13 protein-coding genes and 1 tRNA gene are annotated in these 15,718 nt (G+C 40.2%); 7 read left to right on the top strand and 7 right to left on the bottom strand.

The window, feature by feature from the left end:
* Positions 1-17: 17 nt before the first annotated feature.
* The 6 genes from M2419_RS26175 (at position 18) to M2419_RS26150 (ending at position 9,263) form a co-directional block, all read left to right on the top strand.
* Positions 18-90, top strand: a tRNA-Met gene (locus tag M2419_RS26175).
* A 350-nt stretch (positions 91-440) separates the two neighbouring features.
* The gene (locus M2419_RS26170; protein ID WP_153845738.1) at positions 441-3,530 is read left to right on the top strand and encodes a TonB-dependent receptor; all 3,090 of its coding nucleotides are present in this window, start codon (positions 441-443) and stop codon (positions 3,528-3,530) included.
* A gap of 23 nt (positions 3,531-3,553) precedes the next feature.
* Positions 3,554-5,299, top strand: a complete 1,746-nt coding sequence (locus M2419_RS26165; RefSeq protein WP_153845737.1) for a RagB/SusD family nutrient uptake outer membrane protein — start codon at positions 3,554-3,556, stop codon at positions 5,297-5,299.
* A gap of 169 nt (positions 5,300-5,468) precedes the next feature.
* Positions 5,469-6,770, top strand: a complete 1,302-nt coding sequence (der, locus tag M2419_RS26160) for a ribosome biogenesis GTPase Der (RefSeq protein WP_153845736.1) — start codon at positions 5,469-5,471, stop codon at positions 6,768-6,770.
* A gap of 21 nt (positions 6,771-6,791) precedes the next feature.
* Complete coding sequence (cysS, locus tag M2419_RS26155; protein ID WP_153845735.1) at positions 6,792-8,258, top strand: cysteine--tRNA ligase; 1,467 nt, start codon at positions 6,792-6,794, stop codon at positions 8,256-8,258.
* Between the two features lie 120 nt (positions 8,259-8,378).
* Positions 8,379-9,263 (top strand): DUF4440 domain-containing protein, encoded by an 885-nt coding sequence (locus tag M2419_RS26150; protein ID WP_153845734.1) that lies wholly within the window; start codon positions 8,379-8,381, stop codon positions 9,261-9,263.
* An 80-nt stretch (positions 9,264-9,343) separates the two neighbouring features.
* On the opposite strand, the gene M2419_RS26145 is transcribed toward M2419_RS26150, so the two are convergent.
* Complete coding sequence (locus M2419_RS26145) at positions 9,344-10,693, bottom strand: peptidylprolyl isomerase (protein WP_153845733.1); 1,350 nt, start codon at positions 10,691-10,693, stop codon at positions 9,344-9,346.
* Between the two features lie 483 nt (positions 10,694-11,176).
* Here M2419_RS26145 and M2419_RS26140 point away from each other — a divergent pair, with 483 nt between their 5' ends.
* Positions 11,177-12,268, top strand: a complete 1,092-nt coding sequence (locus M2419_RS26140; RefSeq protein ID WP_194932862.1) for a lactonase family protein — start codon at positions 11,177-11,179, stop codon at positions 12,266-12,268.
* A 60-nt stretch (positions 12,269-12,328) separates the two neighbouring features.
* On the opposite strand, the gene mnhG is transcribed toward M2419_RS26140, so the two are convergent.
* The 6 genes from mnhG to M2419_RS26110 are packed head-to-tail and all read right to left on the bottom strand — an operon-like array spanning position 12,329 to position 15,705.
* Positions 12,329-12,679, bottom strand: coding sequence for a monovalent cation/H(+) antiporter subunit G (mnhG, locus tag M2419_RS26135; protein ID WP_046671613.1), 351 nt, complete (start codon positions 12,677-12,679; stop codon positions 12,329-12,331).
* Positions 12,672-12,947 (bottom strand): monovalent cation/H+ antiporter complex subunit F, encoded by a 276-nt coding sequence (locus tag M2419_RS26130; RefSeq protein WP_046671612.1) that lies wholly within the window; start codon positions 12,945-12,947, stop codon positions 12,672-12,674. Before M2419_RS26130 ends, mnhG begins: the two co-directional genes overlap by 8 nt.
* A complete protein-coding gene (locus tag M2419_RS26125; RefSeq protein WP_227550155.1) occupies positions 12,944-13,402 on the bottom strand; it encodes a Na+/H+ antiporter subunit E in 459 nt (152 codons plus the stop codon). Before M2419_RS26125 ends, M2419_RS26130 begins: the two co-directional genes overlap by 4 nt.
* A 19-nt stretch (positions 13,403-13,421) precedes the next feature.
* On the bottom strand, positions 13,422-14,930 hold the full coding sequence (locus tag M2419_RS26120; RefSeq protein ID WP_153845731.1) for a proton-conducting transporter membrane subunit: 1,509 nt from the start codon (positions 14,928-14,930) through the stop codon (positions 13,422-13,424).
* Positions 14,927-15,283, bottom strand: a complete 357-nt coding sequence (locus M2419_RS26115; protein WP_046671609.1) for a Na+/H+ antiporter subunit C — start codon at positions 15,281-15,283, stop codon at positions 14,927-14,929. The genes M2419_RS26120 and M2419_RS26115 overlap by 4 nt, the downstream gene beginning before the upstream one ends.
* Complete coding sequence (locus M2419_RS26110; RefSeq protein WP_046671608.1) at positions 15,283-15,705, bottom strand: Na+/H+ antiporter subunit B; 423 nt, start codon at positions 15,703-15,705, stop codon at positions 15,283-15,285. Before M2419_RS26110 ends, M2419_RS26115 begins: the two co-directional genes overlap by 1 nt.
* Between the last annotated feature and the right edge of the window lie 13 nt (positions 15,706-15,718).

Raw genomic sequence — 15,718 nt, 5'->3', positions numbered from 1 at the left:
AGAAACTTAAAATACATTGCGGGGTGGAGCAGTTGGTAGCTCGTCGGGCTCATAACCCGAAGGTCACTAGTTCGAGTCTGGTCCCCGCTACTAAAAGAAAAAAGCCGAGGTGAATATCTTGGCTTTTTTTGTGTCCTAATTTACGCTATAATACCGCCTGTTTTTCAGGATCATCTTTTTTCCTACTCTTCTAAATTTCTCTTTATCGATTGTCGTGAGGTTGTTAAAAAACTGTCTTTTGCTGTTATTTAATCGTTCTACTTTTTTGATATTGGATTGCTCTGTAAAATGTGTGTTTATGCAATCGTTTGTTTAATTGGCGCAATCGATTTCGTTGCTACTAAATTTTGATATGCTGTCATCATCCTTTAGTTTTAGCATTCATGTACCTAAATTTTGATTAGCAAGCTAATCAATTTTTAAACTAACTATTAAATATTATGATTTCAAAGATTCTCGACAATCACAAGTTGAGTCTGTTATCATTAGCTTTACTCATTACAAGTACACACAACTCGGCTAATGCTAATGGTCTTACGTTTCCAAACAACAATATTTTGTTGAATGACGCGGTTTATCAACAAAAAGTGAATGGAAAAGTGCAGTCTACAGACGGCCCATTGGCTGGAGCAACCATTAGCGTTAAGGGGAGCGGTAAATCGACATCCGCAGGAGCAGATGGACGTTTTACAATAGATGCTAAAAATGGTGATGTACTGGTCGTTACAAGTGTTGGTTATAAAGCACAAGAAGTGACCGTGACAGGACCGGTTGTTAACATCAATCTGGAGTCGAATAGTGAGGCACTCCAGGAAGTTGTCATTGTCGGTTATGGCACACAACAGAAAAAAGAGAGTTTGACTGGAGCCCTTCAGGCGGTAAAAGGAAACAAATTACGTGATGTCACTACGCCATCGGTTGAAAACATGCTGAATGGTAAAGCTGCCGGGGTATATGTTGCACCAGGAGCCGGTAAACCAGGGTCAAATGGTGGTGTTGTGATTCGTGGTCAGGCAACATTAAGTGGTACGACGAGCCCATTGTGGGTCATTGACGGTGTTATCGTTGGCTCAAGCCCAGGTGATATCAATCCGGACGACATTGAGTCATTAACCATCCTAAAAGATGCTGCTTCAACGTCAATTTATGGTTCTCAAGGCGCGAATGGTGTTGTTGTCGTTACAACAAAAAATCCTTCGGCATCCAAAACAAGCATTAGCTTTTCTACAAAAATGGGTATCAACCAACTTTCCAATGGGCACATGGAAATGATGGATGGAGCTGAACTGTATGATTATTTTGCCTCTTTTTCTAACCCAGGTGACATCAAATTTCCACGCTGGAATTCTGAATTACGTAATAGCAATTTTGACTGGTGGAAGCTGGCCACAAAAACCGGATTTGTTCAAAACCACAATCTATCCATTCAGGGTGGTAATGAAAAATTACAATCTTACTTGTCTTTAGGTTATTACAACGAAGCCGGTGCTGTAAAGGGGTATGATTACGACCGTTATAATTTTAGATTACGTACTAACTACAAACCTTTTGACTGGTTGACAATCAAACCGTCTATTGCTGGATCGAGACGTGCAGTAGATGATCGCCAATATGATGTCAATGCCATGTATGGAAATCTGCCTTGGGATAGTCCTTACGATGCAAATGGAAATTTAGTGCCACATCGTTACAGCGGCTGGGTCAACAATGCAAGTACAAATTACTTATATGATCTGCAATGGAATCATAGTGCCAATACCAACTATGAATTTATGGGTAATTTGGATTTTGATATCAAATTAACGGATTGGTTGACTTTCTCTTCTGTGAATAATTATCGTTACAATAGTTATTCCGATAGCGGGTATCAAGATCCACGATCAAACAGTGGCGAAAGTGTAATTGGACGTGTGACAGATTATCGTATGGAATTTGCCCGTCGATATACCAACCAGATTTTACGTTTCAACAAGACTTGGGATAAACATAGCCTGAATGGATTGGCTGCATACGAATTTAACGACTATTGGACAAAAACCTTAGATGCTTATGGGACGGGGATTGTAAATGGTTTCGAGGTATTGGATGTTGTTGCAAAACCAGAGCGAACCAGAGGCGGAATTTCCGAATGGGCAGTACAGTCATTGTTGTCTAATGTAAACTATGCATACGATAATAAATATTTGGCACAGGTATCGTTCCGTCGTGATGGAGCATCCAATTTTGGTACCAATGCAAAATATGGAAACTTCTTTTCAGTTAGTGGTGGTTGGAATATCAATAAGGAAGAGTGGTTCAAGGCTGATTGGGTAGATAATTTAAAACTGAGAGCGGCTTACGGATCGGTAGGTAATAGACCAAGTTCATTATATCCACAATATAGTCTTTACTCTGTGTCTGCATCATCAAGTTATAATGGTATACCAGGGGCATTAATTAGCCAAATCGGTAATAAAGATCTGACTTGGGAAAAAACCTATACAACTGGTTTTGGGGTGGATGCAGCCTTGTTTAAGAATAGATTGCGATTCAATGTTGATTATTATGACAAGAAGACCGATAATGTACTTTATCAAGTGCCAATCAGCGGTCTGACCGGTGTCACTTCTATCTGGAAAAATATTGGTAAGATGCAAAACCGGGGGATTGAATTGACCATCGGTGGCGACATCGTTCGAAATGACAATGTACATTGGAGCTTGGATGTTAATTTGAGTCACAATGTGAATAAATTGACCGAGCTATTTGCGACAAAAGATGCCAATGGTAATCTTGTTTCAAAACCAATTATCGCAGGTGACGGATCAGGTATCGCTGGATCGGCGCAACGTCTGCTTCAACCTGGTCTTCCGGTAGATACCTATTATTTAAAAGAATGGGCTGGTGTTAACGTAGATAATGGTTTGCCAATGTGGTATCGATACGAGACAGATGCCAATGGCAATGAAACGAGGACAACGACGTCGAACTATTCCAATGCAACTTTCCGTAATGCAGGAAAAGGAAATGCTGAACTGTTTGGAGGTTTCAGTACAGCTTTAAGTTATAAGCAGTTTGACCTGAATGCGGTGTTCGGTTTCTCCTTGGGTGGTAAATTATATAATTATTCGCGTCAGGAATTTGATTCGGATGGAACCTATACCGATCGTAACCAGATGAAGTTACAGGATGGTTGGAGCCGTTGGGAAAAACCTGGTGATGTTGCCACTCACCCGATTGCAAGATACGACAACCAAGATAAAGGTAATTCACCTTCAACACGCTTTTTAGAGAGCAACAATTTCTTGAAAATGAGATCGCTGACCTTAGGGTATAACTTTGATCTAAAGAAATACAATATCAAAAATTTACGTGTATTCTTAGCTGGAGAGAATTTGTTTACGATTACAAACTACTCGGGTGTTGATCCGGAACTTCCATTGACTGAGCCAGATGGCAAAGGCGGGGGCGGTCAAATGATTCGATCTACCGGAGTTTCTGTCTATCCTATGGTTCGCAAATACATGTTCGGCGCAAGCGTAACATTTTAATTTTAACGTTTAGAAAATCAACAATGAAAAAGATATTAATAGGACTTTTGATCGCAACGGCAGTATCCTCCTGCGATATAGATCGTCTTCCTTATACTTCAATGGACGAAGAAAATATTGCAAGTAATCCTGATGCAATGGTAACAGGTACTTATGCGCAGTTAAAAGCTTGGTCTGATCCGATGCACCGTCTTGGTGAATACGCTGGTGATAATATGATGATCCGTGGGTCATCGACAGATGCGTTTTACGAATTTATCTCCTATGCGAGAACGCCTAATAATTACCGTTTGCAGAACTTTTGGGACTATGGCTATAAGGCTATTGCACAGTCTTCGAACGTTATCAAGATGTTTGCGGAAGGTCAGAGTACAGAAATGGATAATAAATTGGGTGAATGTTATTACATCCGTGGAATGATGTATTTTTACCTTTGCCGTGCATTTGGGAAGCCATATTATCAAAGTCCAGAGACAAATCTTGGTGTTCCGATCGTTAATGGTACTCCTGACGATGTCTTCAATGATTTGAACTTGCCCGATCGTTCGTCTGTCAAAGATACATACGCTCAAGCGATCAGTGATCTGAAAAAAGCAGAAGCTTTAATCACACTTGATAAAGGGGCAGCATACGCCTCCAAAGGTGCAGCGCAGGCAATGCTTTCCCGCATTTATCTATACATGAGCGGGACATATAAGAATCCGAACGCGGAATATGCACGTCTTTCTTTAGAGTATGCCAATAAAGTGATTAATTCAGGTAAATATGTCTTGTTGGCCCGTGAGCAGTTCATGAAATATAATACCTTTAGACCTGAAGATAACAAGGAGACCATCTTTGCGGTGAAACGTGTTGCGTCTGAGTTCTCGGGCGATGATCATTATTATGGTATCGGTGGTATGTATTCCAATATTGGTGGTATGGGCTGGGGTGAGATGTATTCCAGTGCCAAATATATTGATCTTTTAAATGAAACTGGTCGTAATGACTGGCGACCAGATCATTATACGATTGTCGACGCACGCGCAGCATTTATAGAGCCGACTTATTCCAAAGACGATAAAGGCAATTACTCAACAGTTTTTCGATTTATCAAACAGAACTCACCTGCAAAAGTCGGTGACCCTAAAACATTAAGTTATGTGCAAATTCCGGCCATTATTAATGGGAATACAGTAATTGCTCGAGAAGTAAAAAAGGTGGGTGATCAAGAAGTTGTTAAAGAATATACTTTAGCGACAATTAATGCTGGTCAGCAGACTTATTCCATTACCTATGAAGACGGTAATACCTATTCGGGTATGATTGATTACTATATTTCCTTAAACCGTGCTTATCCACAGTTTTATATTGTGAAATGCTCACGTGAAGGCGAGGAGTCTCAACTGCACTCGCCTGTAATCAGCCGCTTGGGTGAAATTTATTTAAACCGGGCAGAGGCTAACGCAAAATTAGGTAACTATGGCGCTGCTTTAAATGATTTAAATACCATCAGAAATCGTTCTATTGTCAATGGCGGATATACTTCAATTGATGCGGCCAGTGCAAGCAAACTGATTGACAAAGAGCGTCAGTTGGAATTGGCCTATCAGGCTGAACGCAGCTATGATGTGTTCCGTAACGGAGATCCATTAAACCGGACGTATCCGGGGCCACAGAAACAATTTGAGGATATTGTACCGACAGATTTTAGAGTGACTTATTTTATTCCTCAGGATGCGATCAATTCATATCCGGGTAAATTGACTCAGAATCCAACGTCTAACTAGACGAATATTTATAATTTAAACCCTATAAATGGCTTTACTTCACGGTAAAGCCATTTTTGTTTTTGAGTCGCGATAATCCCTTTTGAATCCGTATCTTTGTTCCCTTAAGTATATTTTTAGCATAAAAGTGCCATCTGCTGTGAGAGCGGGTGGATCAAATAAAATAAATATGGCAAATATTGTTGCAATTGTTGGTCGTCCAAATGTTGGTAAATCTACCTTATTCAATCGTCTTACGGAAAGTAGAAAAGCGATTGTTGATGACTTTAGCGGGGTGACGCGCGACCGTCATTATGAAACAGCCGAGTGGATCGGAAAGAAATTTACAGTAATTGATACAGGTGGTTTTGTACATGGTTCGGATGATGTCTTTGAAGAGGCTATCCGCGATCAGGTCTATATCGCTATTGAAGAAGCTTCGGTCGTTATATTCATGGTGGATGTCACCACTGGCATTACCGACTTGGATGACGAAATCGCTGATATTCTGAGAAGAAGCTCCAAACCTGTGTATGTAGTGGCCAATAAAGTCGATCACGCGAAATTGCATCATGAATCGGCAGAGTTTTATGCCTTTGGTTTAGGAGAGGTCTTCAATATCTCGTCGGCTACAGGATCGGGTACAGGTGAATTGTTGGATGCTGTGGTTTCTCATTTCGAAGTGGAGGAGGAAGAAGAAGAATCCTTACCTAAATATACCATCGTAGGCCGCCCGAATGTGGGTAAATCTTCTTTGACAAACGCTTTGATCGGAAAAGATCGCAATATTGTAACGCCAATGGCGGGGACAACACGTGATTCAATCCGTATACATTACAATCAATATGGACATAACTTTTTATTGATCGATACTGCAGGTCTTCGTCGTAAGTCCAAAGTAAATGAAGATATTGAGTTTTATTCGGTGATGCGTACCATCAAAGCCTTGGAAGATTCTGATGTGACGATTTTAATGTTGGATGCACAGGATGGATTAGAAGCGCAGGACGTTAATATTTTCAACCTGGCGGAGAAGAACCGTAAAGGTATCGTAATTGTTGTCAATAAGTGGGATTTGATTGAAAAAGACAACAAAACAATGAAGGCTTTTGAAGATCGCATCAAAGAGAAAATAGCACCATTTACAGATGTGCCTATTATCTTTACTTCCGTAACCGAAAAACAACGTGTTCTTAAGGTGTTGGAAGTTGCCGACAAGGTATATGCCAACAGGACCAAAAAGATCCCTACTTCCAAATTGAATGAAGTGATGTTGGATATTATCGAGAATTATCCACCGCCATCCTTAAAGGGTAAATATATTAAAATTAAATATGCAACACAGTTGCCAGGACGGACACCGATGTTTGCATTCTTCTGTAATCTGCCACAATACATCAAAGATCCGTACAAACGTTTTATTGAAAACAAATTGCGTGAGCACTTTGACTTTACAGGTGTGCCAATTCAAATATATTTCAGACAAAAATAGATTTCCAAGCAGCGATTAAACATGGACCATAATCTCTTTTTATATAATACGCTTTCGCGAACAAAAGAAAAATTCGAACCTATTCATCCCAATCTCGTTGGTATGTACGTATGTGGCCCCACAGTGTACAGTGATGTGCATTTGGGAAACTGTCGGACGTTTGTGTCTTTTGATTTGATTTTTAGATACTTGCGTCATCTTGGTTATAAAGTGCGTTATGTGCGCAATATTACCGATGCAGGGCACTTGGAAGGCGATCGTGATGAAGGGGATGACAAATTTGCAAAAAAAGCAAAATTGGAACAATTGGAACCAATGGAAATCGTTCAAAAGTATACGATAGGTTTTCATGACGTATTGCGTCTTTTCAATACGTTGCCGCCCAGTATTGAGCCTACTGCAACAGGACATATTTCCGAGCAGATTGAAATGATCGAACAGATTATAGAGAATGGCTATGCCTATGAGCGGAACGGTACGGTTTATTTTGATGTTGAAAAATACGTTGAAACATACGATTATACGATATTGACCAATCGTAAATTAGAAGATATGCTCAATAATACCCGTGAATTGAGTGGTCAGGATGAGAAAAAGGGGCGTTTGGATTTTGCTTTGTGGATCAAAGCAAAACCTGAAACGATTATGCGTTGGCCTGCACCTTGGAGTGTTGGCTTTCCTGGTTGGCATATTGAATGTTCGGCCATGAGCAGAAAGTACTTAGGTGATCAGTTTGATATTCACGGCGGTGGAATGGATTTGGCAGCTACACATCATACCAATGAAATTGCACAGTCTGAAGCATGTAACCATACGAGCCCTGCCAAATATTGGATGCACACGAATATGTTGACTGTAAATGGTGCTCGTATGTCCAAATCTGCAGGAAATGGATTTTTACCGGGCGAACTATTTACTGGAAATCACCCCTTATTGAATAGAGGTTATTCGCCGATGGCCGTACGCTTCTTTATGTTGCAGGCACATTATAGAAGTACGTTGGATTTCTCTAATGAGGCATTGGATGCAGCCGACAAAGGGTATAAAAGGCTAATGACTGCGATCAGTCTTTTAGACAAATTGAAGGTGTCGAAAGGTGCTGATTCATTCAATTTAGCTGAAATCCACCGCAAGTGTTATGCAGCTATGGATGACGATTTTAATAGCCCTGTACTCATTGCCGAATTGTTTGAAATTGTACGTGTCATCAACTCGATTTATGATGGCAAAGCGAAAGTAACAGCTGAAGGATTGGAAGGTCTTAAAGTATTCATGAAAGAATTTGTTGAGGATATCCTAGGGCTTAGAAACGATCAGACCTCAGCATCCGATGATATCGATGACGTCATGAATCTGGTCATTAAACTACGTAATGAAGCCAAAGCAAATAAAGACTTCGTCACCTCAGATCGTATTCGTGATGAGCTTAATTCTATTGGAATTCAATTGAAAGATAGCAAAGAAGGAACACTTTGGAATAAGATTTGATAGATAAGAAATCGAATTTATAAAAGAGGAATAAAATGGAATATTCCTATTGGGAAAACACATCATCGTGGAAACCAAAGGATATTCCATATAACCTTTAAAAGAAAGATCATTTTGCATATGAATTTTTGGAATAGGCTATCCGTCGTCGCAGTGATGAGTGTTGCTGGTACAACACTATACGCGCAGATACCTGAGAAAGTTGGAAGCCTATTGCAGGCTGATAAGGATGCTGCTGCATTGGCTAAAGCGTCTACGCCGCATCAGGCGTTTCTTTCGATCATTGATAAGGAATCTACGTTTTATGTCCCGTCAGCAGTAAATGCTTATAACTATCTTAATAATAGACCAAATATTCCCGATGTTTTAAATTGGCAGCCTACGTTTGCGTTGATTGCTAAAAGTCAGGAGTTTGGTGTGACTTCGGGGTCTATGGACTTTCAGAAAGTAGGTGCAAGACTGCGTCATGGAGAATACCTGACTGTGTGGAAACGCAATAAGAAGGGCAAGTGGCTGGTCGATATTCGTGCCGAAGTTGAAAATAACGGGAAGGATGGGGAATTTGATCTTGAATATATCGAACCTACGGATTCGTGGTATCTGAAGCATCGCTCTAAAGTGCGATTGGATCAGCGTGAAGATATTGTCCTGGAGACGGACAAATTGATGTCAACAGTTTTGAAGGCAGACAACCCAACCGCATATAAGGAGTTCTTAAGCGAAGATGTCCGCTTTTTGTTTCCTTGGACCAGTCCGATGGAAGGAAAGGCAACAATGATGGCTTATCTCAAAAAACAACGGATGACGATAGAAACAGTACCCGAAGAAGTAAAACGTTCTTATAGTGGCGATTTTGCCTATACCAAGGGAACTGCAACGGTGCGACAAAAGGATAAAGTTGTGAAGTATAATTATATTCGTATCTGGCAACTGAGCGAATTGGCGAAGGATGATGTGAAGAAAGCGAACTGGAATATTCTGATCGAGATGATGTTTGAGAAATAGCATGACGATTGCAAAATAAAAAAAGGGCTTGAATATATACTATTCAAGCCCTTTTTTTATAGGATAAGTGTATTGTACACTTATTGTTTTTTCCATTTTTTCAATCCTTCACTCTGACCGAAGTCATCACTGATATTAATGTAAGTGGTCTTCAATTTATCATCGAACCATTTGCTCAGATTACGATTGGTTTTATCCTGAACGGCGGCCTCTTTGATCTTTGTGAAATCCTCATCCAAATTTGCTTTGTGCGGTGGGATACGTGTTTTTAAGTAATTGAAACGGTAGCCTACATCGCCCATTTTGTCTGTAAATTGCTCTGGTTTGGAGTATTCTCCTGGTTTTAGTGGATCAATTGCTGTAAATACTGATTTCTCCAAGCCATCCATAGGAATTACGGTTGTGCGGCTTGAGCCTTCTTGATTTAAGATCATACCACCATTGAATTTACTTTCCTCTGCATCTGAATAATTTGTAGCGGCATGGTAGAAATCCATTTTTTTGTCAACAACCAATTTATAGATACTGTCCAATTTGTTTTTTGTTCGTTCCAACGCTGCAGCACCAGGATTGATCTTCATCAGGATATGGCGTGTGTGTACCTCTTCGCCACGTCTTTCTAGCACCTGAATAATATGAAAGCCATATTTGGATTCTACAATAGGTGATATTTCTCCAGGTTTTGATTTAAAAGCCATCGCAGAGAATTCCTTTACATAGTTGTCACGTGTACCAAAACCTAAATCACCACCATAAGGGGCAGATCCGGGATCTTGAGAATATATACGGGCCATTGTACCAAAGTCCGAGCCATCTACAATCTGTTTGCGGATACCCTCAATCTTCTCTCGCTGTTCCTTTTTCTCTGCATCGGTCAATTTGGGCATCATGACAATTTCACCGATTTCTACCTCGGTATTGAAGTAAGGCAGACTGTCTTTATTCAAGCCTTCAAAATAACGCTTTACTTCCAACGGAGTTACATCTATCTTAGAAACGATGTTTTGTCTCATTTTCTGCGCTTTTAATTGTTCGAAAACACTAGGACGCATTTCTTCTTTGTATTGCAATAAAGAGCGGTTAAGGAATTTTTCAAGACGTTCTTGCCCCCCTGCCTGTTGGGACATATGGCGCAGACGTGCATTGAGGTTGTCATCAACTTCGGTCTCGGTTACATCGATGGAGTCAATTACGGCTTGTTGAGATAATAATTTTTGGACAATTAACTGTTCCAATATACCATCTTTATAGTTTTCATCTGGTTTATTCCCTTGCGCCAACCATTGAGAATATTGCATATCCACGTCGGACTGTAAGATAATGCCCGATCCAACCGTTGCTACAACGCGATCAATAACTTGACGTTGCGCAAGACTGGCCTGAATTGATGCAAACAGCAATAAAAACAATATATAAATGTTTTTTTTCATCCGTATAAATTATTTATGATATTTATGAGTGATCTTCATTTGTATAAATGAATTCGTTTCACTCGGTTATTTGTTCATCATTTATTTTTTTGTCACAAGCATTCACGCTGCCTTCGGCGGTATGCGTAGTAATTGTGTTCAATATATACTTTTTTGAACAACAGCACAAAATTATCAGATTATATGAATTATTCGTACTTTTATTTAACAATATTTTTGTATTCCCAATATTTTAAATGGGCGATTTTAGAATTGTTAAAATTGATGTGCTAAAATACGCATTTGCCTATTAGAAAGGACGGTTTTAACCAAATTTAACAAGTCTATTGACGATATTTACGCCTATAAAATAGCGGGGTTTTTAGATCCTCACACGGAGGGATGAATGGGTGAATTTAAGTAGGGTCCCGTATAATTTAGAAACAAACTTGATGTAACGGTCTCATTCAACAAATGAGTATCTACATTTATAAAATAATTTCAATGAAAAAAGCATTTATTTATTTGATGACAATTTTACCTCTTGCTAGTTTTGCGCAACAGATTCCCATGTTTGTGGGCACATATACAAGCAAAACCGCGAGCAAGGGCATCTATATTTATAATTTTGATGTTAAAACTGGTGAAACAACTTTGTCGAGCACGCAAGAAAGTAAAGATCCATCCTTTTTAGCGCGAAATAATAACTTTATCTATGCCGTTAATGAGGTGCCAAATCAAGAGGGAACTGTTTCTGCCTATTCTTTTAAGGACGGTCATTTAACTTTTCTAAACTCACTTCCTTCCGGAGGGGAGTCGCCTTGTTTTGTTGAAGTACATCCTAAGGGTAGCTTGCTCGCTGTGGCAAATTATACAGGTGGCTCTGCGGCGCTGTTTGATTTAGAAAGTAATGGGGTTTTAAGCAAAAGAGCACGTTTAATACAACACGAGGGTAAGGGGGTGGATCCCGTACGCCAAGAAAAGCCACATGTACATTCTACTTTTTTCTCCAATAAAGGGGATAAGTTGTACGTCCAAGATCTTGGTTTGGATGAGATTTCTATTTATCCTGTGAATAAAACGGGAAATGCTTATAGCCTTGCTGATGAATCAGAAGATATCTTTACGCCTGCTGGTGGCGGTCCTAGACATATTGTATTTGATAAGAAAGAGAAATTCCTATATGTCGTATTGGAAATGACCGGTCAAATTGCATCGTATAAGAAAGATGGCGACGCATGGATGTACCAAAGTACTTTCGATATCAACCCCGAAGGTTTTAAAGGAAGTAATGGCGGTGCTGATATTAAGATCTCTGCTGATGGAAAATTTCTGTATGCGACCAACCGGGGCGATGCCAATACGATAGCTACTTTTTCGGTAGAGAAGGATGGGGAATTGAAGAAAATAGCGAATCTTTCAGTAAAAGGTAAAGGTCCGCGTAATTTCAACCTTTCTCCGGATGGGAAATATCTTTTGGTCGCCAATCAATATACCAACAACATTGTTTTGTTTAGTCGGGATGCTAAAACGGGTTTGTTGACGGATACTGGGAAAGAAATTGCTGTACCAGCACCTGTTTGCATTATATTCTAATTCAGAAAAGAAGTTCGAATAAGACAAGAAGATTTTTAGGAAAAACCGTATGCGCTTTTCTTAAAAATCTTCTTTTCTACAATCTAATTTACCTTCCTTTTCAAGGTCATTTAAGGTGGTTCCCTTCCATGTTTTTACCCGCTGTATATAAGCAGCCCTGCCAATCATATGTGCTGCAACCGGAGCCGTTAAGATCAGAAAAAATCCAATAGCTATAGCCTTGGTCGTTACGGATACATCCGGGAAGGTCATTGCCGCACAGATGAGTAAAAGTCCCACACCCAGCGTTGCCGCCTTTACCGTAACCGAAAGACGTAAATAAAAATCGGGCATCCGCAAGATGCCAATAGACGCAAATAGTATGGCCAATGCCCCGATGGTACTGAGTATGGCTAAAGTAATATCAATCATCTTTGCTTTGTTTTTCTAAATAAAATGAAAATGCGATGGTACCAAGAAATGCGATAAGCGCCAAGATCATGGCAATGTCTAAAAACACTTCCTGCGAAGTTCGTATACTATAAACGGTAATAATGCCAATTCCGATGGTGATAATGAGATCTAGGGCAATAACACGATCAAATATCTGGGGACCTTTATACAGACGAATAAAAGCCAGTATGACTGAGATAGTCAAGATCGGAAGGATCACATAATCAAAATAGCTATTTAAAGTCATCTTAAGAGTTCTAAAAGTCTTCGTTCAACATTATTTTTAAGGGTAGAAACAAACTGTTCCTTGCTTTTCATGTACATGACGTGAATAAAGAGCGTTTTTTTATCTTCACTTACGTCGAGGATAAGTGTGCCGGGTGTCAACGAGATAAAGGTTGAAAGCAGATTAATTTCCAAATCGGTTTTTGCATCCATGGGATACTTGACAATCGCAGGTTTGATAAAAAACTTGGGGGTTATCACGTCGTAGGCAACCTGCACATTGGCAACAATCATTTCCCACAGGAAAAAAAGAATAAAACTCAATGTTTTGGGGACCCGATAAAAGTAGCGTTGATCCACCTCATTCCTGTTCATAAGCCAGAGGATACCAAATCCCAACATAAAGCCGAATAGGAAGTTGGTGTAATACATCGATCCCGTCAATGCGACCCAGATAAAGGATAACATGAGGTTCATTAAAAACTGTTTTATCATATCATTTCTGCCCTCCTAGTACAGCGTTTATGTAAGGTGATGTGTCCAATAATTGTGTAGCGATCTGATCCGCTACATGGATAATCGCTTCGGCGTTGAGTCCGATATACAGAGACGCAGATGCCAAAATAACGATAGGGAGTATGAGCATTGTTTTTTTATAACCGATCATACCCGCAAATTTATCGTCAATGACTTCCGGATCAGGGACATCTTTCCAGAATACCTGTGCCCACATTTTGGCGATGACAAACAAGGTGATAAAACTGCCGATAATCAGGGCTCCTGCGAAAGCATACTTTTCTAACTGGAAAGCATCTTTGAATAGATAGATTTTAGGCCAGAAGCCCGATAGTGGCGGGATGCCTACCAGTGAAAAAAGAACAATGGCAAAAAGTAATGAAATCTTTGGGTATTGGGCATAAAGTCCGCCCAGTTTAGTCATATCCATGGTACCGCGGAGTTGCCGTATAACGCCAGCGATGAGAAATAAATTCGTTTTGACCATGATATCATGGATCAGATAGAATACTGCCCCCAATAAAGCCCATTTGCTATATAAGCCCAATCCGCCAATCATAAAACCAATATGACAAACGATCAAATAGGAAAACAACCTCCGGATATTGGTTTTGATCAATGCACCAAAAGCGCCCGTCAGAATTGTCAATATGGCTAGTACGATAAGGAGTTCCTTGGTAAAATGATTGGGAATAAATAGTAGGGAAAATACCCTGAACAAGGCGTAAATCCCAACCTTGGTCAATAAGCCCCCAAATGTCGCCGCTACGGCCGAAGGTGGCGTATGGTAAGAGGACGGTAGCCAGAAATAGAGTGGAAATACGGCGGATTTAATACCGAAACCAATCAGGAAAAATGTTGCTGTAATTTCTACTAATGCCTGGTTTTGTATTTTAGGAATACGCAGGGCTAGGTCGGCCATGTTTAATGAACCTGAAATTCCATAAAGTATGCCTATTCCGGTTAGGAAAAATGTGGAGGCCAGGATATTCATGGCCATATATTTTACAGCTCCCTCCAACTGGGATTTTCTACCCCCCAAGGTCATGAGTACAAAAGAGGAAATAATAATGACTTCAAACCATACGTACAGGTTGAAGATGTCACCTGTCAGAAAGGCGCCGTTAAGTCCCATCATCAAAAAGTGAAAGATCGGGAAATAACCATAGAGGATGCGCTGGCGTCCCACACCGACACAGGAAAAGATGGAGACTGCCAGACCTGCGATAGAAGTCAGGAGAACAAGGGTACTACTGAATAGATCGGCAACAAAAACGATCCCAAAAGGAGCTTTCCAATTGGCGGCATTCATGGTCAAAATACCATCATCATAAACCTTGAAGAATAGTTTAAAGGCAAGAATAAGTGCGAGCAAGCTTCCGCCAACGCTCAGAAAACGTTGTGCAGTGGATTTGCGCCACAACATCAGTTGGACAATAGCAATAAATAAATGCACGATAATCGTGGCAATAATGTGGTTGTCTATCATATATCTTCTTCCTCAGGCGTGTTCAAATCATCCAGATCATCGGTCCCCAGCAATGCATATACACGCTTGAGTAAAACGATGGCAAAGGAGGTTAGGCCAAAGCTGATCACGATGGCCGTTAAAATAAGTGCTTGTGGAATCGGGTCCGCATAAATATCGGTGAATACCTTCAGATCGGGTCCAATGATGGGTGGTTTACCTTTAATAATATTTCCCAATAAGAAGATCAATATATTGGTACCATTGCCCAGTAACATAATCCCTAACAACAATTTCACCATGCTTCGACGCAAGATGAGGTATATTCCGGCAGCATAAAGGATGCCGATCAATAACACGAGTATCAGTTCCATTATTCTTCTTCTTCAGTAGTTAAAGCAATTGTAAATAAAATTGTCAGGACGACACCTATGACAACAAAGTACACACCAAGGTCAAAAAATAAGGCGGTTCCTATCATCCCGATAACAGGAATTTTCTCTTCCAGCCAAAGTCCGGTCATGACGGGATAGCCAAAAAATGCAGGTAAGAACATGCTTATAGCCGAAATTCCTAATCCTATGGGAATAAGTGACAAGGGTTTGTACTGAATCAATTTCATGGTATTTTGAGGGCCAAAGGCAAAACTATGCAGCACAAAGGCAATCGAAGCAACCAAGCCGCCAACGAAACCTCCGCCAGGGTAATAATGCCCCCTGAGTAGAAGGAACACCGAGAAAAGTAAGAGTATCGGTAATAAATACCGCGTAGCGGTCTGTAATATTGTACTGTTCATTTGTTACTATTTA

Source organism: Sphingobacterium sp. BIGb0116, assembly GCF_024808035.1.
Classification (GTDB): Bacteria; Bacteroidota; Bacteroidia; order Sphingobacteriales; family Sphingobacteriaceae; genus Sphingobacterium; species Sphingobacterium paramultivorum.
Note: the sequence above shows the minus strand (reverse complement) of the source record. Positions and strands in the feature narration are given on the sequence as shown.

Coding starts and splice junctions, on each gene's coding strand:
- M2419_RS26170 (WP_153845738.1), top strand. CDS start 441: ATGATTTCAAAGATTCTCGACAATCACAAGTTGAGTCTGTTATCATTA.
- M2419_RS26165 (WP_153845737.1), top strand. CDS start 3,554: ATGAAAAAGATATTAATAGGACTTTTGATCGCAACGGCAGTATCCTCC.
- der (WP_153845736.1), top strand. CDS start 5,469: ATGGCAAATATTGTTGCAATTGTTGGTCGTCCAAATGTTGGTAAATCT.
- cysS (WP_153845735.1), top strand. CDS start 6,792: ATGGACCATAATCTCTTTTTATATAATACGCTTTCGCGAACAAAAGAA.
- M2419_RS26150 (WP_153845734.1), top strand. CDS start 8,379: ATGAATTTTTGGAATAGGCTATCCGTCGTCGCAGTGATGAGTGTTGCT.
- M2419_RS26145 (WP_153845733.1), bottom strand. CDS start 10,693: ATGAAAAAAAACATTTATATATTGTTTTTATTGCTGTTTGCATCAATT.
- M2419_RS26140 (WP_194932862.1), top strand. CDS start 11,177: ATGAAAAAAGCATTTATTTATTTGATGACAATTTTACCTCTTGCTAGT.
- mnhG (WP_046671613.1), bottom strand. CDS start 12,679: ATGATTGATATTACTTTAGCCATACTCAGTACCATCGGGGCATTGGCC.
- M2419_RS26130 (WP_046671612.1), bottom strand. CDS start 12,947: ATGACTTTAAATAGCTATTTTGATTATGTGATCCTTCCGATCTTGACT.
- M2419_RS26125 (WP_227550155.1), bottom strand. CDS start 13,402: ATGAACCTCATGTTATCCTTTATCTGGGTCGCATTGACGGGATCGATG.
- M2419_RS26120 (WP_153845731.1), bottom strand. CDS start 14,930: ATGATAGACAACCACATTATTGCCACGATTATCGTGCATTTATTTATT.
- M2419_RS26115 (WP_046671609.1), bottom strand. CDS start 15,283: ATGGAACTGATACTCGTGTTATTGATCGGCATCCTTTATGCTGCCGGA.
- M2419_RS26110 (WP_046671608.1), bottom strand. CDS start 15,705: ATGAACAGTACAATATTACAGACCGCTACGCGGTATTTATTACCGATA.